Consider the following 20,644-nt stretch of genomic DNA (forward strand, 5'->3'; position numbering starts at 1 on the left):
GATTCTACGACACGAACGCGGACAACATGAACTAAATTGAAACGGGTAAATTGAAGAAAGTTAGGAGTGATGCGGAATTGGCGAAACAGGTAGGAACAGACATGAATGAGGTGAAATTCTGGATGGTACTTACACGTAAGATCACATACAAAGATTCAATATTTAAAATTATCAAAAAGGTGTGGGCTGATTCCCGCTTCACTCTGCGAAATATGTCACTGGTTGCCTTAGTGGCGACGCTGGACCTACACCCGCTTTTTGATAACACCGTTGACAGTGTACACGGTGTTACGAGCCGATCAAAGCAGCAATCAACGCGCACTGTATGATGTAAATCAATTCACTGACACCCTGACGTCTTTGTTACACTTGCCGAAAGTCATCGCATATGAGCAGGAAAGAACTATGCCAGCAAATCGCTTTGCGAAGAAACACTGGAGAATAGTTGTGATTCTGCTTGTTATTTGTGCGGCAATACTGCCCCTACGCTGGGCCGCCATGATCTGGGGTTAAATTATTGGCAACTGCCGTGCGGTTCCGTTTATTTATCTATTAAATCGAATTCATCTGATAAATAGTGCGTTATTGATATGTGGTAAAAATAAAACGTAGATTAAATATTAAATAAACTTAACTTTAATTGGGAAAACCGGGCCAATTATTTGACCCGGCTTGTCATTACATACGATAACCGAGCGAAACAGTCGTTCGACGATCGGTATGCTCCGGCGCAGTTGCCGGCGGCTCAGAGTTCCAGGTCACGTTGTAAGCCACCTTTAACCCGAAGTGTTCGTTGATGGCAACGTTCAAAGCCGTTTCAGAATTGAGTGTCGTATCGTCAGCACCGAATACCGATACACCCTGAGTAAACTTGGTGTTGTCCGTCATCTGCCACGCATAGGCCCCGGACGCATAGCCCAACGGCTGCGTTTCGGTGGTGCCATCAGTGTGCTCGTCATAACGAACACCAGGACCGAATTCAAAACGGAAGCTGTGCACCGGTCCATTGAGGAACTGACGACCGTAACCTGCGGTCAGTACGTCACGCTCGCGATAACCGTTGTAACGGTCGGTCAACCAGCTTGCCTGCCCAAAGAGATAGTCATAGTCGGTCATGTTGTAACGACTGCGGCCCCCTACGGCATACTTCTCTGATGAACGCTCATCATTTGAGGAGGTATTGCTGGCATTTCCCCACAGAGACCACGCCGTGGTTTGACCATACCAGGTCATGTTGGTGTCTGCAGTTAAAGAAGAACTTTTTGTGTTGCCTGACTGGGCGAGATATCCCGCGTTCAGGTTACCTTCAAAGGGTTTTTTCGCGCTGGAAGGGTCATCCATGACAGTAAAAACGGAATCATCGGCGGCAGCATGCATTGACGCAAGCAGGCCTCCCATCAGCATGAATGCTGCGGGCACTGTCTTCAAAAGCTTCATTTATTAAGAGTCCGTACAACAAAAAAAGAGACCATAACGGTCTCGGAAACTTTCATATGGATCAATGACAAAAGACCCTTGAAAGGTAACAAATTATAAAAAGACTCGAATAACATAGCAATAAATTCTTATTTCATTTTTTGAATAAGAGCGTTCTTAAATCGTTATTTTATTTATATAACTTTGGCCCGATAATTTTAAATAAAGATATGAAAAATCATGTTGTTAATTACTTCACTTTCGGGGTGTTAAGTGCCAGACTGAAGGCAGCCTAACAGGAGGTAAAGATGGTACGTATCTATACGTTAACACTTGCGCCCTCTCTCGATAGCGCAACAATTACTCCGCAAATCTACCCAGAAGGTAAACTTCGCTGTACTTCGCCGGTTTTTGAACCCGGTGGCGGCGGCATCAACGTCGCTCGTGCAATTGCTCATCTTGGCGGTACTGCGACGGCTATCTTCCCCGCGGGCGGGGCCACGGGAGAGCATCTTGTTGCATTGCTCGCCGACGAAAATGTTCCCGTCTCTACGGTCGAAGCCAAAGACTGGACCCGCCAAAATCTGCACGTCCACGTTGAGTCCAGCGGGGAGCAGTATCGCTTCGTTATGCCCGGGGCTGCGCTGACCGATGATGAGTTCTATCAACTTCAGGATCAGGTGCTGGAAATTGAGTCCGGCGCGCTGCTGGTGATTAGCGGCAGTTTGCCGCCTGGGGTACAGCTTGAGAAGCTAACCCGACTCGTTACCTCAGCACAAAAACAGGGTATTCGCTGCATCGTCGATAGCTCAGGCGAGGCGCTAACGGCGGCGTTAGCCATCGGCAATATCGAACTGGTCAAACCCAACCTCAAAGAACTGAGCGCGCTGGTGAACCGCGAACTCACCCAGCCCGATGACGTGCGTAAAGCCGCACAGGAGATTGTGCAATCGGGTAAAGCACACCGCGTCGTGGTGTCTCTTGGGCCACAAGGGGCGCTGGGCGTTGATCGCGACACCTGCGTCCAGGTGGTTCCCCCCCCGGTGAAGAGCCAAAGTACCGTAGGGGCAGGCGACAGCATGGTCGGCGCTATGACGCTTAAACTGGCTGAAAACGCACCTTTTGACGATATTGTTCGTTTCGGTGTCGCCGCCGGTAGCGCAGCAACCCTGAATCAGGGTACGCGTCTGTGCGCTTTGGACGATACGCAAAAAATATATGCATACCTTGCTCAGTAATGGCACCGTCCCCCTTTTAACAGAAGGGGGATGTTCCGGTAAAACTGTCGGCATGGGTGTTATACGTCTATGCTAAAAAATCACGTGATTACAAAGAAGTGAATCATGTACAACCGGACGTCTCCATAACGGTGCGAGATGAAGAAGAACGACAAACATTAAGTGCCTTTCGAGCGATGACGCGTCCGTGGTGTGCGTCAGTTCGTGTTTTTTAACCGCATTCTTGCGCTAACCTTATGATCTGGCAGACAACATGGGGAGAGACATCATGTGGCAGGCTATCAGTCGTCTTTTAAGCGAGCAATTAGGTGAAGGCGAAATCGAACTGCGTAATGAACTGCCCGGCGGAGAGATCCACGCCGCATGGCATTTACGCTATGCGGGGCGCGATTTTTTCGTCAAATGCGATGAAAGAGAGTTGTTAACCGGCTTTACGGCGGAAGCCGATCAGCTGGAGCTACTTTCCCGCAGCCAAACCGTATCAGTACCGAAAGTTTGGGCGGTAGGCGCAGACAGAGATTACAGTTTCCTGGTGATGGACTTCCTCCCTCCCCGTCCGCTTGACGCGCACAACGCGTTTATCCTCGGCCAACAGCTTGCGCATTTGCATGAATGGAGCGATCAGCCGCAGTTCGGACTCGACTTCGACAATGCGCTCTCAACCACGCCGCAACCCAATACCTGGCAACGTCGCTGGTCAACTTTTTTTGCCGAGCAGCGTATTGGCTGGCAACTGGAACTCGCCGCTGAAAAAGGTATTGCGTTTGGCAATATTGACGCCATTGTCGAGCATGTTCAGCAACGCCTCGCTTCCCATCAGCCGCAGCCGTCGCTCCTGCATGGGGATTTGTGGTCGGGGAACTGCGCGCTCGGCCCGAACGGTCCCTACATCTTCGACCCTGCCTGCTACTGGGGAGACAGAGAGTGCGATCTGGCAATGCTGCCGTTACATACCGAACAGCCGCCGCAAATTTATGATGGTTATCAGTCCGTCTCGCCGCTCCCCCTGGATTTTCTCGACAGACAGCCTGTCTACCAGCTCTATACGCTGCTGAATCGGGCTATTCTGTTCGGAGGGCAGCATCTGGTTGTGGCGCAGAAAGCGATGGATAGGTTACTGGCGGCTTAGCAACGCGCTTATCAGGCCTGGCGTTACACAATGAGTCAGGCCTGATATGTCAACGCTTACAAAAAGCCCAGCAATGAGAAGAAAAAGTAGCCGATGACGATAACAATCACCGGCAATATATACAGCGGGAAAATTTGTAAAAAGATCGTATGGTGCGGCACCACGATACGTGACTCGATTTGTCCACGTGATAACCCTTCACTGCCTTTTGCCTGTTCCAGAATCAGCTGGTCCTCAACGCCTTCGCGTAAAAAGCGCGCCTGACGGCTCATTCTTGCACCTGAGTCCTGCAACGCTAAGCCGATAAAAATCAGGATGAAAATCAGCCAAAAAACGAGATTGAGTCCACTTTGAAAATCGGGAGTCGGCGAGTTATACCAAAATACGTTAAGAAATGGGGTGTTCACCCGCATCATGTCGATCATTACGTGGGCAAAATCGAGCATTACCGCATTAATCCCCTCCTGCTTTTCGCTGTGCGCATACATAAACTTCAGTACAGAAACCAGTGTTGAAATCAGCGCGGGAATGAAAATCACCCATCCCACCAGCCTTTTCAAGACGGCAATGCGTCCAGCTTGTTGATACGTCATGAGTTCCCCTTGATAAAGACGTGTCATTTTGGCCTAAGTTTACCCGTTGATAACCGTTTTCGCCTGATCTTTAAAGGCGGTATAATAGAGAATTAGCCATAATGAACGCTCAGAGCCTGTTATGACTGGCTCGAAATCCCTTTTATCACCCTAAAGGAGAGGTTGTGATGTCAACCCCGCGTCAAATTCTTGCTGCAATTTTCGATATGGATGGATTACTGGTCGATTCAGAACCGCTCTGGGATCAGGCCGAACTGGATGTGATGGCAAGTTTAGGCGTTGATATCACTCGCCGCCATGAACTTCCCGATACCCTTGGCTTACGCATCGACATGGTGGTTGATTTGTGGTTTGCGCAGCAACCGTGGAATGGTCCCACACGTCAGGAAGTGACTGCACGTATCATCACGCGGGCAATTGCGTTAGTTGAAGAGACAAGACCGCTGTTGCCTGGCGTACGTGAAGCCGTGGCGTTGTGCAAATCGCAGGGAATTCTGGTCGGGCTGGCATCCGCATCACCGTTGTATATGCTGGAAAAAGTGCTGACCATGTTTGATCTGCGCGACAGCTTCGATGCGCTGGCCTCCGCGGAGAAACTGCCCTACAGTAAACCGCACCCACAGGTGTATCTTGATTGCGCAGCGAAACTGGGCATTGATCCATTGAGCTGCGTTGCCCTGGAAGATTCCATCAATGGCATGATCGCCTCAAAAGCGGCTCGCATGCGCTCTATCGTGGTGCCTGCACATGAAAATCAGGACGATCCTCGCTATGTACTGGCCGACGTAAAACTGTCCTCGCTCACCGAACTTACAGCCGTTCATCTGCGCGGCTAATCCTCTCACGGGCAATGCGAATCATTGCCCGTGAGATTATTTTTTTAAAACAGCGTTTCATTTTTATTGCATTTCTGCTCAGCCTCTCCTATTCTTTCCGCATGGTGAAGTGTGAATGGAATGAATAATTGAGGTGAATATGATTCAGGATGCTTTTCGTCTCGCAGGTAAAGTCGCCATCGTCACCGGCTGTGATACCGGCCTTGGACAAGGTATGGCACTCGCGCTGGCTGAAGCTGGCTGTGATGTGGTCGGCGTAAATCGTAAAACTCCGCATGAAACCGCAGAGAAAATTAACGCGCTCGGTCGACGTTTTATGGCGATTCAGGCCGATCTCAGCCAACAGGACGTACTCTCCGGCATCGTGACACAAACGGTGGCGGCATTTGGTCGGGTCGATATTCTGGTCAATAATGCGGGCACCATTCGTCGCCAGGATGCGCTGGACTTCAGCGAAAAAGACTGGGATGACGTGATGAACCTGAATCTCAAGTCCGTGTTCTTTCTGTCGCAGGCCGTGGCGCGCCAGTTTGTGGCGCAGGGTAACGGTGGGAAAATAATTAATATTGCCTCAATGCTCTCATTTCAGGGCGGGATCCGCGTTCCTTCCTATACCGCATCTAAAAGCGGTGTACTGGGTATCACCCGCCTGCTGGCCAATGAATGGGCTGCGCAAGGTATTAATGTCAACGCTATTGCGCCCGGCTATATGGCGACCAATAACACGCAGCAATTACGTGAAGACAGCGAGCGCAATCAGGAGATTGTCGATCGTATTCCAGCCGGACGCTGGGGCACGCCTGACGATCTGAAAGGCCCGGTCGTTTTCCTCGCCAGTCCTGCCTCTGACTATATACATGGCTATACGCTGGCCGTGGATGGCGGTTGGCTGGCGCGGTAAAGGCGCACTTGTGACAAAGGGTTACAACGTCACCTCTTCCGCCTACTGTATAAAACCCCTATACTGTATGAATCGACAGTTTATTGGGTTTTATCATGACGGCGGAAGGCCACCTTCTTTTTTCTATTGCCTGTGCGGTATTTGCCAAGAATGCCGAGCTAACGCCCGTTCTTGCGCAGGGTGACTGGTGGCATATTGTTCCTTCAGCCATTTTAACGTGCCTGTTGCCGGATATCGATCATCCAAAATCCCTGCTCGGCCAGCGTCTGAAGTGGATATCAAAACCCATTGCCCGCGCATTTGGCCATCGCGGGTTTACGCATAGCCTGCTGGCAGTCTTTGCCCTGCTGGCCACGTTTTACCTGAAAGTTCCTGATACCTGGATAATTCCGGCCGATGCCTTACAAGGCATGGTTCTCGGTTATCTCAGCCATATTCTGGCCGATATGCTGACCCCGGCGGGCGTGCCCCTGCTTTGGCCCTGCCGCTGGCGTTTTCGCCTGCCGATCCTTGTGCCGCAAAAAGGGAATCAACTGGAGCGATTCCTGTGTATGGCGCTGTTTGCCTGGGCCATCTGGATGCCGCAGACCGTACAAGAAAACAGTGCAGTACGCTGGTCATCGCAAATGATAAATACGCTACAAATGCAGTTTAATCGTTTCATAACGCACCAGGTTGACTAATAAATCAGCCGAAATGTCATTTTTGGCATAAACAATTCCATTTGAATATAAGAGGCATGTCACAGTTCTGCTAATCTTGCGCCAACAGAATCACCATCGTACGGTGATCCGCATAATAAGATCAGGAGAACGGGGATGAACTTTCCATTAATCGCGAACATTATCGTGTTCGTAGTGCTGCTGTTCGTGCTGGCGCAAGCCCGTCACAAACAGTGGAGTCTGGCAAAAAAAGTACTGGTCGGTCTGGTCATGGGCGTGGTGTTTGGCCTCGCGCTGCATACCATTTATGGCTCCGACAGCCAGGTTCTTAAAGATTCCGTACAGTGGTTCAACATTGTCGGCAACGGTTACGTCCAGTTGCTGCAAATGATTGTTATGCCGCTGGTCTTTGCCTCTATACTCAGTGCCGTTGCACGTCTGCACAACGCCTCTCAGTTAGGTAAAATTAGCTTCCTGACCATCGGCACGCTGCTGTTTACTACGCTGATTGCCGCACTGGTAGGTGTTCTGGTGACCAACCTGTTCGGCCTGACCGCCGAAGGTCTGGTACAAGGTGGGGCTGAAACCGCTCGCCTGAACGCCATCGAAACCAATTATGTTGGTAAAGTTGCCGACCTCAGCGTTCCGCAACTGGTGCTGTCGTTCATCCCGAAAAACCCGTTTGCCGATCTGACCGGAGCGAACCCGACGTCGATTATCAGCGTAGTTATCTTCGCTGCATTCCTCGGTGTAGCCGCACTGAAACTGCTGAAAGATGACGCACCAAAAGGCGAGCGCGTTCTGGTCGCTATCGATACCCTGCAAAGCTGGGTGATGAAATTGGTTCGTCTGGTCATGCAATTAACGCCGTACGGTGTTCTGGCGCTGATGACTAAAGTGGTTGCAGGCTCCAACCTGCAGGACATCATCAAGCTGGGTAGCTTCGTCGTCGCTTCGTATCTCGGTCTGGGTATCATGTTTGTGGTACACGGGATCCTGCTGGGTGTGAACGGCGTTAGCCCGCTGAAATACTTCCGTAAAGTCTGGCCGGTGCTGACTTTCGCCTTCACCAGCCGTTCCAGCGCCGCGTCTATCCCGCTGAACGTGGAAGCACAAACCCGTCGTCTGGGCGTACCTGAATCCATTGCCAGTTTTGCCGCCTCATTTGGCGCCACGATTGGTCAGAACGGTTGTGCCGGCCTGTACCCGGCCATGCTGGCGGTGATGGTCGCCCCGACCGTCGGTATTAACCCGCTGGATCCGATGTGGATTGCCACGCTGGTAGGTATCGTGACAGTGAGTTCCGCAGGCGTTGCGGGTGTGGGTGGCGGCGCGACCTTTGCTGCGCTGATCGTTCTGCCTGCCATGGGTCTGCCGGTGACGCTGGTTGCTCTGCTGATCTCCGTTGAACCACTGATTGATATGGGTCGTACTGCGCTGAACGTCAGCGGCTCCATGACTGCCGGTACGCTGACCAGCCAATGGCTGAAGCAGACCGATAAAACGATTCTGGACAGCGACGATAACGCGGAACTGGCGCATCGCTAAGCCTGTTTGCTGAAAAACAAAAAACCGCCGGCGTGTAATGCCCCGGCGGTTTTTTATATCCAGTCAATCGCTCAGTTCATTTTCCTGACGAATCTGATTAGCCCAGCGTTGCGCTGATTCCGGAACCGTAAATGCAGGCGAACGCTGAAACGACTCCCCCATTAAGACAAAAGCGACATATTTCCCGCGCAGTATCCATACGTCACGAAACGCATCCATTTTAACCGCATGCTCTGGCGGAGCAGGCTCCACGCGTGGCACGTAGCTAATAACCGGACGATTTTGTTGGCGAAGAGGTTTCATAATCAGTTGTTTCACTAAAGACAAATTCTAAAAATCAGAAAACTGCTATCTTAGCCGATTTTCCCCTCCTGCGTCCTGCCTTGCGTGCGCGGTTTGTCTGCCTCATCGCGCTTTACCTCCCCGTATATTCCTGCAGGGCTGAATGAGTGGTCTATAGTTAAAGCTTTTGACAGCAACAACGACCCTTTCAGCGATGAATACAGGAGACGAGTTTAATGTCACAGAAAGATAAGCATCCGCTCCATCACACTGCGCCGGTTCATGACGCCAGCGAGTCCAAACCTGGTCTTGATTCTCTGGCGCCAGCAGACGGTTCACATCGTCCAACGCCTGAACCGACGCCTCCGGGCATGCAACCTACTACGTCCGGCAGCTTAAAAGCACCTGACATCAGAAGTGACAAACTCAACGCGCTGGACAGTTTTCGCAAAGGAAGCGAAGATTTTGCCCTGACCACCAATCAGGGCGTACGCATTGCGGACGATCAAAACTCGCTGCGCGCCGGAAATCGCGGGCCAACATTACTGGAAGATTTTATCCTGCGAGAAAAAATCACCCATTTCGATCACGAACGTATACCAGAACGTATCGTTCACGCCCGAGGGTCAGCCGCGCACGGTTACTTTCAGTCTTATACCGATTTAAGCGCAACGACAAAAGCCGATTTCTTATCCGAAGAAAACAAGATAACACCCGTTTTTGTCCGTTTCTCAACTGTCCAGGGCGGCGCAGGCTCAGCGGATACGGTCAGAGATATTCGGGGATTTGCGACAAAATTTTATACTGAAGAGGGCATCTTTGATCTGGTAGGAAATAACACGCCGATCTTTTTTATTCAGGATGCACATAAATTCCCTGATTTCGTCCATGCCGTAAAACCGGAGCCACATTGGGCTATCCCGCAGGGCCAAAGCGCACATGATACCTTCTGGGATTATGTCTCATTGCAACCTGAAACCCTGCACAACGTGATGTGGGCGATGTCTGACCGGGGGATCCCACGTAGTTATCGCACGATGGAAGGTTTCGGTATCCATACTTTTCGGCTGATTAATGCGCAGGGGAAAGCCACTTTCGTCCGCTTCCACTGGAAACCGCTGGCTGGCAAAGCTTCTCTGGTATGGGATGAAGCACAGAAACTGACGGGACGCGATCCTGATTTCCATCGCCGCGATCTGTGGGAGGCAATTGAAGCCGGTGATTACCCGGAATACGAACTTGGCCTGCAGTTAATCCCGGAGGAAGATGAGTTTAAATTCGATTTTGACCTGCTCGACCCGACCAAGCTCATCCCGGAAGAGCTGGTTCCGGTTCAGCGCGTCGGTAAAATGGTACTAAACCGCAACCCGGACAATTTCTTCGCAGAAAACGAACAGGCGGCATTTCATCCCGGTCACATCGTTCCGGGCATCGATTTTACCAATGATCCTCTGTTACAGGGCAGACTGTTCTCGTATACGGACACACAGATCAGTCGCCTGGGTGGGCCCAACTTCCATGAAATCCCAATCAATCGTCCTACCTGCCCGTATCATAACTTCCAGCGCGACGGTATGCATCGCATGGATATTGATACCAATCCCGCCAACTATGAACCTAACTCCATCAATGACAACTGGCCACGAGAAACGCCGCCGGGGCCAAAACGTGGTGGATTTGAGTCGTATCAGGAGCGCATTGACGGGAATAAAATTCGTGAGCGTAGCCCCTCTTTCGGTGAATACTATGCCCACCCTCGCCTGTTCTGGTTAAGCCAGACGCCAATAGAGCAACAGCATATTATTGGCGGATTCAGTTTCGAACTCAGTAAGGTGACCCGGCCTTATATTCGCGAAAGAGTGGTCGATCATCTGGCGCATATTGATACTACGCTGGCGCAGTCCGTGGCCAGCAACCTCGGTTTTGAGCTGACCGAAGAGCAAACCCAGATCTCCCCTCCGCCGGATGTCAACGGATTAACCAATGCGCCTTCGCTTAGTCTATATGCGGGTTCAAAAGGTGATATCAAAGGCCGCGTGGTCGCCATTCTGCTCAATGATCAGATAAAGGCGGACGATCTGCTCACCATTATGCAAGCCCTGCAGGCGAAAGGCGTTCATGCCAAGTTGCTCTATTCCAGAATGGGTAATGTGGTTGCCGACGATGGCTCCGTCCTGACGATCGCGGGCACCTTTGCCGGCTCGCCGTCGCTGACGGTTGATGCGGTTATCGTTCCGGGTGGGAATATCGCAGATATCGCCATGAATGGAGATGCTAAATATTACTTACTCGAAGCGTATAAACACCTGAAACCTATCGCCCTGGCTGGAGATGCTCGCCAGCTTAAAGCTGCATTGAATATCACACATCAGAGTGAGGAAGGCGTGGTAGAAGCGGACAGTGCAGACGCACAGTTTATGGATACCCTGCTGACACTGATGACTGCGCATCGTGTCTGGTCGCGAGCCGGAAAAATCGACGCGATCCCTGCCTAAAAAAATGCGGCGCATAATTGCGCCGCAAACTCAGGAATTACACGTTCAGAAAACTGCCAAGACGATAACCGCGCTCCGCAATAGCATATTTCAGTGACGAAGACGTCAGTACGTCAAGCTCAGTTAAGCGGGGGTAACAGTAGGCACTTTGACGAATAGTGTTATCAATAAAGGCTGGATGACACATAACTTCCAGTGAGGACTCTCCCCGGTCTGCTGAGGCGTCCAGCGTTTGTAAAAACAGCGCCTCAGAAATCGCTTCGCCATAAAACTCGCTGCTGAATCCCTGGGAAGTACGCAACCGGTCGGGTAAATCAGACGCCTGGAACACCGCCTGACGATCGATACGCAACGCAATCCCTCGTTCGGCTGCAAAGCTTGCGACAATGGGGAAAATCTGCGGGAACATATGCACATGGTGATGACTATCCAGATGCGTCGGTTCCCGCCCAAACAGGTCTATAAAACGCTGATACTGTGCGGCCAGCTCTTGCGAAATTTCATCCAGCGGCAAAGCATCTTCCTCTGCCATCTGCCAGATCCATTTCCCCAGCAATCCGTCACGTGTAAGGCCCGGCATAGGCGTCAACGGTCTGCCCAGCGTCAGAACAAAGTGCATCCCGACGGCAAGTGCAGGTATGTCACGACTCAGCTGTACCGCATGGTCAATCGCCGCGCCATTCACCAACGCCGTCGTCGAGGTGACCACGCCATTGCGGCAGGCTTCAACAATGCCGTAGTTTTGTCCTTTACTCAGGCCAAAATCATCCGCATTTACAATCAGTACGCGTTCCATAGCCGACCTCAGTTAGTGTTGTTCGCTTTTCAGTTTCTCAATGCACCCGGCGAAATTTGGCAGCCATTGTTCATGCGCCAGAATCAATTCACGCGCGAGGAGTTCAGCATCGCGGTCAGAATGCACCAGCGGGCTCAGGTTCAGTGCCAGCAGCACGTCATTTAGCTCGCCGCTCAGTGCCGCGTTGCTCGCTGCCACTTCAAAACCTTTAATGGTATAGATAAGACCAAGGACTTTCTCATCAAAATGAGTAATACGTGGGTGTGGCGTGGCGCCGTTGCGTCCCAACGTGCAGGTCATTTCTACCGCCCAGTCCGCAGGAATGTTATCGACATGCCCATGGTGTGGAATGTTGACATAGTGTTCGGTCTGCTTGTCGTTGTAGATAGCGTTGATCACTTCACAGGCTGCATCAGAGTAATAAGCGCCACCGCGCTGCTCCAGCTCTTTCGGCTTAACGTTCAGCTCAGGATTTTTATAGAGATCAAAAAGTTGTTTCTCAACTTTCTGTACCACCTGAGCGCGTGCCCCGCCTTTATAGTATTCACCCATTTCAATCGCCAGCATCTCTTTTGGCTTGAAGTAGTAGAGCAAATAAGAGCACGGCAGCAGTTTCAGCGAACGAATCAGTCCTTCACTAAACGGCAGGTCAAAGATGTTCTTCACGGTAGACGCTTTCAATTCGCCCGATGCGACGCCATCCAGCAGCTCATCAAAACGTGACACGCCGTTCACCAGTACGTCTTTGATAAAGACCATATGGTTCAGACCGAACAGATCGATAGATAAATCATCGCTCTCTTTCAGCGCCAGCACATCGCTAATGAACATTTTCATGCCGACGGGAATATTACACACGCCGATGAATTTCTTGAAATTTGTATGACGATAGACCGCTTCAGTCACCATCCCTGCCGGGTTAGTAAAGTTAATCACCCACGCATTCGGGCACAGTTCTTCCACATCTTTCACAATGTCAAAAATAACCGGAATGGTACGCAAACCTTTGAACAGACCGCCCGCACCGTTCGTTTCCTGTCCCAGATAACCGTGGCTCAGCGGGATACGCTCATCCTTCTCACGGGCTTTAAGTTGCCCTACTCGCAGCTGAGTGGTAACGAAATCCGCATCTTTCAGCGCTTCGCGGCGATCCAGCGTTTTATACAACTTCATCGGGACGCCCGCTTTGTCGATCATCCGCTGGCAAAGGTCAAAAATAATATCCAGCTTCTCTTTACCACCCTCTACATCAACCAGCCACAATTCAGAAACCGGTAATTCGTGATAGCGCTTAATAAAGCCTTCAAGTAATTCAGGGGTGTAGCTGCTCCCGCCACCGATAGTGACGACTTTTAATTTCTGGCTCATACGTTCTCCCTTCAGTGTCAAAACACTGACATGTATTATGCTCAACCCGTTTGTCAGGTATAGCGTGACTGTCCCGACGCTATTTAGGGCAAGCTATAAAAAATGAGTTTTTGGAAAATAATATCTACTGATTAAATTCAGTTAATTTCTTACGATAGCTATTTGGCGTAAACGACGTCAGTTTTTTAAACGTTTTAATAAACAAACTTGGACTACTGTAACCAGACTCATAAGCAATATCCGTTACAGAATAGTTAGTCATTTCCAGCTGTTTTTTAGCAAAATTAATGCGAATTTCATTAATGATCTGCATCGGCGTTTTGCTGTAATAACGCTGGGTTGCGCGGGTCAGATACTCCTGGGATTTCGCGGACAGATGTACCATATTTTCCAGCGCATTCTCGCTAAACTGCCGTTTGTCGTGCATGGTCTCGACGGTGGTTTTGAGCCACTGAGGAATATCATCCAGCACCTGCTCTTCGCGATGATGGCGCAGTCGATTAATAATATAGAAGGTGACCACTTCTACAAATTCATCGAGTCCGCTCTCACGAAAGTTCAGTGATGCAATAACCGTTTCAATGTAGGTAAGAAACGAGTTATTCGCCCGATAGACCTGCGATGCAACGAAACAAAATGGCAGCAGCGGGTGGTAGTGCTGTTCAAAAAAACGTTTACTGATACCGACGTTGAGGATCCTTGTCGCACCGAAATCATAGAAACTCTGGTGATGCGATCCCAACGGGATAAAAACAAAATCCCCGCGCTCAAGCAATACGCGTTTACCGTTGATTTCCTGATAATAGCGTCCGGTTAAAACCAGCGTAAATTCATAGTAGTCATGCTGATGCAGCCCACTGATGCTCTCAGTTTTGTTATAGATGAACACATGGAAATTTTTGCCATTAAACAGTTGCTGTTCATAGACGGTTTTGATTTCCGGTGCGTTAATCTGTAGCTGCATTGTGCACTCCTCGCTATTTCAGCTTCTCGTGAAGTTCAATCAGTTCAGTGACCAGCTCGCGCGCCAGCATCGACGTCATCAGGTGATCCTGTGCGTGGACCAGCACCAGGCTGACTTTCATTTTACCTTCGCCCTGATCGCCTTCAATCAATTTCGTTTGCACGAGGTGCGCTTCGTTCAACGCCAGGCGAGACTGATCCATCATGGTCTTCGCTGCTTCAAAATCACCCTGCTTGGCCATTTTGAGCGCGCCGTATGCCAGGCTACGCGCCTGACCCGAATTGATGATGAGCCCCATCACCACTTCTTCAAGTTCTTCTGCTTCTGACTGCGTGTCGACGATATTCTCGATATCCAACATACTTTTTTCCTCTGGTTCAGTCCGGCATGACGGTGAAGCCATGCCGGATTAAATTTAGAATTTCAATGCGTTAGCGATATCTTCTTCGCTTTCTTCTTGATCAATAACGTTCTGAGCTTTGTTGGCTACCACCACGAACGGCAGGTAAACCAGCGTTGCGATACCGAGGTTGAACAGCGCGACCAGCAGAGCGGCGACGCTACCGTTGGTGTTAAAGAACGCGCCCAAACCGGTTGGCATGGTCCACGGTGCGATGTTGGTAATCGGTGGAATAATGCCTGAGTAGTAAGCTGCCAGCGTAATCGCCGCCAGAATCGGCTGCACCAGAATGAACGGAATAAACATAACCGGGTTCATGATGATCGGCAGACCGAACAGGATAGGTTCGTTAATCTGGAAGAGACCTGACGGCAGTGCCAGCTTAGCAACCTGACGATAGTCTGGACGACGCGATGCCAGGAAGATAGCGATAATCAGACCCAACGTTGCCCCGCTACCCCCAAGGAAAATATAGGAGTCGAGCATCGGTTTCGCCCAGACGTGGAACGTCTTACCGGCTTCCAGCGCGGCGTCTACGGAACCAAACTGCTGGTAGATAGAGATGTTTTCCAGCGCCCATGGCGTCATGATTCCGCTGTCCAGGGCAGTCAGCGCCAAAGAACCGTGAATACCAAAGAACCACAGCAGCGGAACAAAAATCACATAGGCCCAACCCACTACGCTACCCAGCGATGCCAGCGGCGTTGAAATGGAATCCATAATGATCTGATGGAAGTTGGTACCCCAGGTGTTCAGCGCCCAGGCGATGATCCCCATAATCGAGAGAATAAGGAAGCCAGGAATCAGCGCAGAGAAGGAACGCGATACGGACGTTGGTACGCTATCAGGTAATTTAATCACCCAATTACGATGGACCACAAAAGTGAACATTTCCGCGACCACCAGGCCGATAATAATACCGGAAATAATATTGGCACCACCCAACCAGTTAGCACCAACAGCATAGGCTTCACCCACGCTATAAGGCGTTACGGTCATAAACGCGGCGACAGATAACAACCCGGCAGCCAGTGAGTCGACCTTGCGTTCTTCCGCCAGCGCCATGCCGATAAAGAACGGCGCCATCAAGGACATGATACCCAACGTACCGTTATAGACGTTTCCACCGATGCCCTTCAAACTATTCAGTGTTTCAATAGTTGAAGCATCAAGTCGAATGCCCATCGAATAAAAAAACGACCCCTCCCCAAAGCTCAGGAAAACGTTATTAATTAATACAAACATTGCCCCTGCGAGGGTTAACGGCATCAAACGAATAAAACCGTTTTTGATTGCATTAACGTGTGGCTGCTTTCCAATTTTTACAGCAAAAGGAAGGAGTACCTTTTCAAGTGAAGCAATAGCGTTACTCATAGAAAAATACCCTTAAATACCGCAATCAGTAATTGCGGTGAATGTTAATGAAATAACTCTTTGACGGGAAAAATTAAAATAAAATAATTAATTTGCTGCGGCTTTTTTAATTGCTGCAACAGCAGCCTTAAGCACGCCTAAACCATCGACTTTGCCATACAGCAGCGAGTCAATCACTTCCACAGGCTTGTTGGGTAACAAACGCTGAATTTCGGGCAACATATAAGCAATTTGTGGACCTAATAACACAACATCGGCCGCTGGGCCTTTTTCTCCAGCCAGCGTTTCAGGAAACGCTTCAATAATAACCGGCACTTCGTATTTTTCGGCCTGAGCACGCATCTTCGAAACCAACAATGAAGTCGACATGCCCGCAGAACAAAACAGATAAATGTGTTTCTTTTCCATTAAAACGATCCTCATGTGCGATTATCTGTCAACCAGACACTCCGCAAGCCATAACCTGCATCCATGCTCTGGGTAACTTGCGTCAGCTAAATTACTTTTTTAGGTGGCTGAAACGAGTATACGGGATTGTACCGGTGGATGGTATTTCCTTGACCAACTAAATTGTCTCTCCTTGACCTGTCGTTATGACCCCCCTCACATTTCGGGCAAATAATTCGCGGCAATAAATAAGATCGTGCGGCACAAAAAAACCGGCGCGATGGCCGGTTGTTCAGAGTGCTCAGGCAATAAACAGTTGTTACTACTTCGCTGCCTGTGGGTCTGTGTCGTACTCTGCGCAGGTCTGGTAGCCAGAGTTAATCACATGGCCGGTATCGTCTAAAGCAACAAAATAGGTTTCAGCTTTACCATCTCGTTGACCCAGGATGTAGGTCTGACAGGTCCCGCGCGCATGGATCATGCTTACTTCTGAAGAAGGCTTACCGGCAATCTGCGCGACTTGCGCCCGGCTCATCCCTTTCTTCACATCCTTCACTACGGGCTGAACAAATTGGTCTTTGGTACGATCATAGGCCGTACACCCCGCCAGCATAGTCAAAACAGCCGCTGCACCCAGAATTCCTGTTAGATTCTTGTTCATTTTTTCGTCCTCTTGTTTTTCAGCGTGTTATGTAAGCCTGGAGCACAACAACGCATTTTTCAAGCAATCAGATGATACTTAGGCCGTTTCGGAAAATTCTATTAAAACAAAATGATGTTATATCAGGCTTGCATCCCTTGTCGTTTGGGCCTCAACGCGTTAGCTTTAACATATCATTTTTTATCATTTTATTTTTCACAGGGGGTTGCATGACTCTGCAGCAAGAGATAATCAAAGCGCTTGGCGCAAAACCGCACATTAATGCAGAAGAGGAAATTCGTCGCAGCGTAGATTTCCTCAAATCATACCTGCAAACTTACCCCTTTCTGAAATCACTGGTGTTAGGAATTAGCGGCGGACAAGACTCAACACTCGCCGGGAAGCTCTGCCAAATGGCCATTTCCGAGCTCCGCCAGGAAACAGGGAATGACGCGCTACAGTTTATTGCGGTGCGTTTGCCATATGGAGTTCAGGCTGACGAACAGGATTGCCAGGACGCCATTGCCTTTATACAACCGGACCGCGTACTCACCGTCAATATTAAAGGTGCGGTGCTGGCCAGTGAGCAGGCGCTGCGCGAGGCGGGTATTGAGCTGAGTGATTTTGTGCGTGGCAATGAAAAAGCCCGTGAACGTATGAAGGCGCAATACAGCATCGCCGGTATGACCAGCGGCGTTGTCGTGGGTACCGATCATGCAGCAGAAGCCATCACCGGATTCTTCACCAAATATGGCGATGGCGGTACTGACATCAACCCAATATTCCGCCTGAACAAGCGCCAGGGTAAACAACTGCTTGCCGCGCTGGGTTGCCCGGAACATTTATATAAGAAAGCACCGACCGCCGATCTTGAAGACGATCGCCCTTCTCTGCCGGATGAAGCCGCATTGGGCGTGAGCTATGACAACATCGACGATTATCTGGAAGGAAAAACCCTGGCTGCCGACGTCGCGAAAATAATTGAAGGTTGGTACGTGAAGACTGAGCACAAACGTCGCCCACCCATCACGGTGTTTGATGATTTCTGGAAAAAAGCGTAATTTTTTCTGCCTCAGGCCGGATAGCGTCCCTCTTGCTGCTCTCCGGCCTAAGGGGCATGGCCATGCCGCTTTTTTAATCGCCCCTCAGCTGTTATACTGGATGGATAACCAGCAGCGGAGTGAAAAGTGGTACGCCGTCAATCAGCCCCTCGCCTGACATTAGAGGCAGCAGCAATTTATGAATATCCTGAGCACCTGCGCCCATTTTTGAGTGCGCTTCCCGCTGTGCCCGGCGTCTATCTGTTTCATAGCGAAAGCGACACCATGCCGCTTTATATAGGCAAAAGCGTCAACATTCGCAGCCGCGTGTTGTCGCACCTGCGTACCACGGACGAAGCGGCAATGCTGCGCCAGTCCAAACGCATTAGCTGGATTTGTACGGCTGGAGAAATTGGCGCCCTACTGTTAGAGGCGCGGCTGATCAAAGAGCAACAGCCTCTGTTTAACAAACGTCTGCGGCGCAATCGTCAGCTTTGCGCCCTGCAGCTCACCGACCAGACTGTGCAGGTTGTTTACGCACGAGATATTGATTTCTCCCATTCCCCCAATCTGTTTGGTTTGTTTGCCAATCGTCGTGCCGCGCTACAAACATTGCAAAGCATCGCCGATGAACAGCAACTGTGCTACGGCCTGTTGGGGCTGGAGCCCCTGAGTCGAGGGCGCGCCTGCTTTCGCTCAGCGCTAAAGCGCTGCGCCGGAGCGTGCTGTGGGAAAGAGAGCCCGCAGGCGCATCATTCGCGCCTGCTTGAGGCGCTGGAAAGAGTGCGCGTTATCTGCTGGCCGTGGAACAATGCCATTGCGCTGCAAGAAACCCGCGCTGAAATGACTCAGTACCATATCATCAATAACTGGTTTTGGCTGGGTGCCGTTTCAACGCTGGATGAGGCGACAACCCTGGCGAGAATGCCGGCTGGCTTTGACCATGATGGCTACAAAATTCTCTGTCGGCCTGTTCTGTCTGGCAAATACGATATTATTGAACTGAATCCGGAGAGTGTCCCGGCATCCAGTTAATCTCGCTGAACAGCAGTTTCCCCTCACGCTCCAACAGGCGCAGGGTGTGTTTACCGTCGTGCCAGCTCGCGCCCTGATCGGCCGTCAGCAGTTTCTCACCCAATTGCCAGGCGCCACTGATAACAAACACGACGCCGCCACGAGAACCAAAGGTCGTAAAAGTGCGATCGGCAACTCTGACTTTCGCCTGGCAAACATCTCGTCGGGTCATGATATTAAAATCCATCGACATCCGTCCTTCCGTCAGCTTTGCTTTTACTACCTTGTCACCAGCAAAAGTAAAAGGTTGATGCTGTTTCAGGGTGTGAGTGAACATGTTCGCCTCTTCCAGGGTCACTTCACCTCCTTCCAGCAAGGTAATAACGCGTTCTACGCCCGGGAAAAGAGAAAACTCTCCGTTCGCTGCAAGGGAGGCGATACTCGCCCGCCAGTGAAAATCGCGTGTTGCTGGCGGAAAACAGCAAATCTCTCGCGTTTCTCCCGCCCCATTGCGCCACAGACTAACCGGCATTTTGCGGATATCGAAATATTCCATCACCCCTCCAGAAAGGCGTAGCACGTCAACCTGCCGTGAACAGCCAGCCATAAATCATCATTGTGATATTTACCCTGCAGAGTATCGTTATCGGCAACAGGGTTGGTTAGCCTTAGCGCTGAATACGGTATTTTGCAAAAAAGATTAACGCATCATCCTGGCGAGAAAGAAAAAACCGCCGATCCTGCCCACATCGTTAAACGTGTTGTGGACAAGAGCGGCGGTCTTGAGTTTGTTGCACACTGTGCGGCACTGAACGCCGACACAGCATGACTAATTTAGTGTAGACGCCTGGCGTTTACTCAGCAGCTTCCGGCATTTTACCTTTCTGCGCTGCGCGTTCTGTCAGACGCTTCTCAAAATTGGCATTAAACTGCTTTTTCTGTTCCGGCGTCAGAATGTTGTAAATCTTGTTCTGGGTTTCCATGTGCGCCAGCATGTTGGCTTTGCGCTGTTCTTCCATCTTCGCAATCTGCGCTTCGGCTTTCGCTTTATCGAAGCTATCGCTGGCGATGATGTCGTGCATTGCGCGGCGTTCTTCCAGCGGCGGACGTTTCATCTGATCGCGCTGACCTTTCATAATTTCGCGAATCTGCTGTTTCTGCGCGTCGGTCAGGTTCAGGTCTTTGAACATCATGTCGTGATGCGGGGCGAACTTCCCGTTGTGATGCATCATTGGTTTGGCATCCGCTGGCGCAGCTGTTGTGGTGTCAGCAGCATGGGCCAGGTTTGCAGCGCCCAGCGCCAGGGTAGAGGCAACAAACAAAGCAGTCAGTTTACGCATAATTTCTATCCTTTCTTTCAGTTATTTTTACGACATTCATGCGACTCTTATGCAATGTGATGTCGTGTTGACGAGATTAACTTTACCGGCTTAAGCGTCAATTAATCAGAGCAACGGTAAAACAATGAAAGTGTAAAAAACAAACTTTCATCAATTATGGAGAAAAAAAGAATAAATTGCGCAGAGTTGAAATGAAAAATTACAACCAGATGATTTTGAAA

General features: G+C 50.3%; 23 protein-coding genes. 11 read left to right on the forward strand and 12 right to left on the reverse strand.

Annotated features, from left to right (window positions below):
- Positions 1-405: 405 nt before the first annotated feature.
- Positions 406-513 carry a small membrane protein YniD gene (gene yniD, locus FDX11_RS25420; RefSeq protein WP_227255173.1) on the forward strand — a complete coding sequence of 36 codons (108 nt, stop codon included), beginning with the start codon at positions 406-408 and terminating at the stop codon, positions 511-513.
- A gap of 165 nt (positions 514-678) precedes the next feature.
- Here yniD and FDX11_RS09125 read toward each other — a convergent pair whose 3' ends face one another.
- Positions 679-1,437, reverse strand: coding sequence for a YdiY family protein (locus FDX11_RS09125; protein WP_042308816.1), 759 nt, complete (start codon positions 1,435-1,437; stop codon positions 679-681).
- A gap of 287 nt (positions 1,438-1,724) precedes the next feature.
- On the opposite strand from FDX11_RS09125, the gene pfkB reads away from it, so the two are divergent.
- Positions 1,725-2,654 (forward strand): 6-phosphofructokinase II, encoded by a 930-nt coding sequence (gene pfkB, locus FDX11_RS09130; protein ID WP_061381454.1) that lies wholly within the window; start codon positions 1,725-1,727, stop codon positions 2,652-2,654.
- 268 nt (positions 2,655-2,922) lie between these two features.
- A complete protein-coding gene (locus tag FDX11_RS09135; protein ID WP_042308821.1) occupies positions 2,923-3,783 on the forward strand; it encodes a fructosamine kinase family protein in 861 nt (286 codons plus the stop codon).
- 56 nt (positions 3,784-3,839) lie between these two features.
- Here the strand turns inward: FDX11_RS09135 and FDX11_RS09140 are convergent, their stop codons facing one another.
- Complete coding sequence (locus FDX11_RS09140) at positions 3,840-4,376, reverse strand: YniB family protein (RefSeq protein WP_042308823.1); 537 nt, start codon at positions 4,374-4,376, stop codon at positions 3,840-3,842.
- 167 nt (positions 4,377-4,543) lie between these two features.
- Between FDX11_RS09140 and hxpB the strand changes: the two genes are divergently transcribed.
- From hxpB to tcyP, 4 genes are all read left to right on the forward strand, one after another.
- Positions 4,544-5,212: a hexitol phosphatase HxpB gene (gene hxpB / locus FDX11_RS09145; RefSeq protein WP_137397794.1), complete on the forward strand. Its 669-nt coding sequence runs from the start codon at positions 4,544-4,546 to the stop codon at positions 5,210-5,212.
- A 139-nt stretch (positions 5,213-5,351) separates the two neighbouring features.
- Entirely contained in the window at positions 5,352-6,113 is a 762-nt protein-coding gene (kduD, locus tag FDX11_RS09150; RefSeq protein WP_137397795.1) for a 2-dehydro-3-deoxy-D-gluconate 5-dehydrogenase KduD, read from the forward strand.
- A gap of 83 nt (positions 6,114-6,196) precedes the next feature.
- On the forward strand, positions 6,197-6,796 hold the full coding sequence (locus FDX11_RS09155) for a metal-dependent hydrolase (protein WP_087050648.1): 600 nt from the start codon (positions 6,197-6,199) through the stop codon (positions 6,794-6,796).
- A gap of 135 nt (positions 6,797-6,931) precedes the next feature.
- On the forward strand, positions 6,932-8,323 hold the full coding sequence (tcyP, locus tag FDX11_RS09160; protein ID WP_006684833.1) for a cystine/sulfocysteine:cation symporter: 1,392 nt from the start codon (positions 6,932-6,934) through the stop codon (positions 8,321-8,323).
- Between the two features lie 63 nt (positions 8,324-8,386).
- Here tcyP and cedA read toward each other — a convergent pair whose 3' ends face one another.
- Positions 8,387-8,650 (reverse strand): cell division activator CedA, encoded by a 264-nt coding sequence (cedA, locus tag FDX11_RS09165; protein ID WP_071600734.1) that lies wholly within the window; start codon positions 8,648-8,650, stop codon positions 8,387-8,389.
- A 191-nt stretch (positions 8,651-8,841) separates the two neighbouring features.
- On the opposite strand from cedA, the gene katE reads away from it, so the two are divergent.
- Positions 8,842-11,100 (forward strand): catalase HPII, encoded by a 2,259-nt coding sequence (gene katE / locus FDX11_RS09170; protein WP_137397796.1) that lies wholly within the window; start codon positions 8,842-8,844, stop codon positions 11,098-11,100.
- Positions 11,101-11,137: 37 nt separating this feature from the next.
- Here the strand turns inward: katE and chbG are convergent, their stop codons facing one another.
- From chbG to osmE, 7 genes are all read right to left on the reverse strand, one after another.
- Positions 11,138-11,896, reverse strand: a complete 759-nt coding sequence (gene chbG, locus FDX11_RS09175; RefSeq protein WP_137397797.1) for a chitin disaccharide deacetylase — start codon at positions 11,894-11,896, stop codon at positions 11,138-11,140.
- 12 nt (positions 11,897-11,908) lie between these two features.
- The gene (locus FDX11_RS09180) at positions 11,909-13,264 is read right to left on the reverse strand and encodes a 6-phospho-beta-glucosidase (RefSeq protein ID WP_137397798.1); all 1,356 of its coding nucleotides are present in this window, start codon (positions 13,262-13,264) and stop codon (positions 11,909-11,911) included.
- A 124-nt stretch (positions 13,265-13,388) separates the two neighbouring features.
- Positions 13,389-14,228, reverse strand: coding sequence for a transcriptional regulator ChbR (gene chbR / locus FDX11_RS09185; RefSeq protein WP_003030617.1), 840 nt, complete (start codon positions 14,226-14,228; stop codon positions 13,389-13,391).
- A gap of 13 nt (positions 14,229-14,241) precedes the next feature.
- Complete coding sequence (gene chbA, locus FDX11_RS09190) at positions 14,242-14,589, reverse strand: PTS N,N'-diacetylchitobiose transporter subunit IIA (protein WP_038640158.1); 348 nt, start codon at positions 14,587-14,589, stop codon at positions 14,242-14,244.
- 54 nt (positions 14,590-14,643) lie between these two features.
- On the reverse strand, positions 14,644-16,002 hold the full coding sequence (chbC, locus tag FDX11_RS09195; protein ID WP_006684840.1) for a PTS N,N'-diacetylchitobiose transporter subunit IIC: 1,359 nt from the start codon (positions 16,000-16,002) through the stop codon (positions 14,644-14,646).
- Positions 16,003-16,089: 87 nt separating this feature from the next.
- A complete protein-coding gene (chbB, locus tag FDX11_RS09200) occupies positions 16,090-16,410 on the reverse strand; it encodes a PTS N,N'-diacetylchitobiose transporter subunit IIB (RefSeq protein WP_003030620.1) in 321 nt (106 codons plus the stop codon).
- Between the two features lie 301 nt (positions 16,411-16,711).
- Complete coding sequence (osmE, locus tag FDX11_RS09210) at positions 16,712-17,050, reverse strand: osmotically-inducible lipoprotein OsmE (protein WP_006684842.1); 339 nt, start codon at positions 17,048-17,050, stop codon at positions 16,712-16,714.
- 209 nt (positions 17,051-17,259) lie between these two features.
- On the opposite strand from osmE, the gene nadE reads away from it, so the two are divergent.
- The gene (nadE, locus tag FDX11_RS09215) at positions 17,260-18,090 is read left to right on the forward strand and encodes an ammonia-dependent NAD(+) synthetase (protein WP_042308840.1); all 831 of its coding nucleotides are present in this window, start codon (positions 17,260-17,262) and stop codon (positions 18,088-18,090) included.
- Between the two features lie 126 nt (positions 18,091-18,216).
- Complete coding sequence (cho, locus tag FDX11_RS09220) at positions 18,217-19,104, forward strand: excinuclease Cho (RefSeq protein WP_061381459.1); 888 nt, start codon at positions 18,217-18,219, stop codon at positions 19,102-19,104.
- Here the strand turns inward: cho and ves are convergent.
- The gene (ves, locus tag FDX11_RS09225) at positions 19,064-19,639 is read right to left on the reverse strand and encodes an environmental stress-induced protein Ves (protein ID WP_061381460.1); all 576 of its coding nucleotides are present in this window, start codon (positions 19,637-19,639) and stop codon (positions 19,064-19,066) included. The genes cho and ves overlap by 41 nt on opposite strands.
- A gap of 132 nt (positions 19,640-19,771) precedes the next feature.
- On the opposite strand from ves, the gene FDX11_RS25110 reads away from it, so the two are divergent.
- The gene (locus tag FDX11_RS25110) at positions 19,772-19,912 is read left to right on the forward strand and encodes a hypothetical protein (RefSeq protein ID WP_154050572.1); all 141 of its coding nucleotides are present in this window, start codon (positions 19,772-19,774) and stop codon (positions 19,910-19,912) included.
- A 25-nt stretch (positions 19,913-19,937) separates the two neighbouring features.
- On the opposite strand, the gene spy is transcribed toward FDX11_RS25110, so the two are convergent.
- Positions 19,938-20,423: an ATP-independent periplasmic protein-refolding chaperone Spy gene (gene spy / locus FDX11_RS09230; RefSeq protein ID WP_003832537.1), complete on the reverse strand. Its 486-nt coding sequence runs from the start codon at positions 20,421-20,423 to the stop codon at positions 19,938-19,940.
- Between the last annotated feature and the right edge of the window lie 221 nt (positions 20,424-20,644).

It is taken from the genome of Citrobacter sp. wls714, assembly GCF_005281025.1.
Lineage (GTDB): Bacteria > Pseudomonadota > Gammaproteobacteria > Enterobacterales > Enterobacteriaceae > Citrobacter > Citrobacter werkmanii.

Excerpts from the sequence above, each read along its gene's own strand:
- yniD (WP_227255173.1), top strand. The coding sequence starts at position 406 with ATGCCAGCAAATCGCTTTGCGAAGAAACACTGGAGAATAGTTGTGATT.
- FDX11_RS09125 (WP_042308816.1), bottom strand. The coding sequence starts at position 1,437 with ATGAAGCTTTTGAAGACAGTGCCCGCAGCATTCATGCTGATGGGAGGC.
- pfkB (WP_061381454.1), top strand. The coding sequence starts at position 1,725 with ATGGTACGTATCTATACGTTAACACTTGCGCCCTCTCTCGATAGCGCA.
- FDX11_RS09135 (WP_042308821.1), top strand. The coding sequence starts at position 2,923 with ATGTGGCAGGCTATCAGTCGTCTTTTAAGCGAGCAATTAGGTGAAGGC.
- FDX11_RS09140 (WP_042308823.1), bottom strand. The coding sequence starts at position 4,376 with ATGACGTATCAACAAGCTGGACGCATTGCCGTCTTGAAAAGGCTGGTG.
- hxpB (WP_137397794.1), top strand. The coding sequence starts at position 4,544 with ATGTCAACCCCGCGTCAAATTCTTGCTGCAATTTTCGATATGGATGGA.
- kduD (WP_137397795.1), top strand. The coding sequence starts at position 5,352 with ATGATTCAGGATGCTTTTCGTCTCGCAGGTAAAGTCGCCATCGTCACC.
- tcyP (WP_006684833.1), top strand. The coding sequence starts at position 6,932 with ATGAACTTTCCATTAATCGCGAACATTATCGTGTTCGTAGTGCTGCTG.
- katE (WP_137397796.1), top strand. The coding sequence starts at position 8,842 with ATGTCACAGAAAGATAAGCATCCGCTCCATCACACTGCGCCGGTTCAT.
- chbG (WP_137397797.1), bottom strand. The coding sequence starts at position 11,896 with ATGGAACGCGTACTGATTGTAAATGCGGATGATTTTGGCCTGAGTAAA.
- FDX11_RS09180 (WP_137397798.1), bottom strand. The coding sequence starts at position 13,264 with ATGAGCCAGAAATTAAAAGTCGTCACTATCGGTGGCGGGAGCAGCTAC.
- chbR (WP_003030617.1), bottom strand. The coding sequence starts at position 14,228 with ATGCAGCTACAGATTAACGCACCGGAAATCAAAACCGTCTATGAACAG.
- chbA (WP_038640158.1), bottom strand. The coding sequence starts at position 14,589 with ATGTTGGATATCGAGAATATCGTCGACACGCAGTCAGAAGCAGAAGAA.
- chbC (WP_006684840.1), bottom strand. The coding sequence starts at position 16,002 with ATGAGTAACGCTATTGCTTCACTTGAAAAGGTACTCCTTCCTTTTGCT.
- chbB (WP_003030620.1), bottom strand. The coding sequence starts at position 16,410 with ATGGAAAAGAAACACATTTATCTGTTTTGTTCTGCGGGCATGTCGACT.
- osmE (WP_006684842.1), bottom strand. The coding sequence starts at position 17,050 with ATGAACAAGAATCTAACAGGAATTCTGGGTGCAGCGGCTGTTTTGACT.
- nadE (WP_042308840.1), top strand. The coding sequence starts at position 17,260 with ATGACTCTGCAGCAAGAGATAATCAAAGCGCTTGGCGCAAAACCGCAC.
- ves (WP_061381460.1), bottom strand. The coding sequence starts at position 19,639 with ATGGAATATTTCGATATCCGCAAAATGCCGGTTAGTCTGTGGCGCAAT.
- spy (WP_003832537.1), bottom strand. The coding sequence starts at position 20,423 with ATGCGTAAACTGACTGCTTTGTTTGTTGCCTCTACCCTGGCGCTGGGC.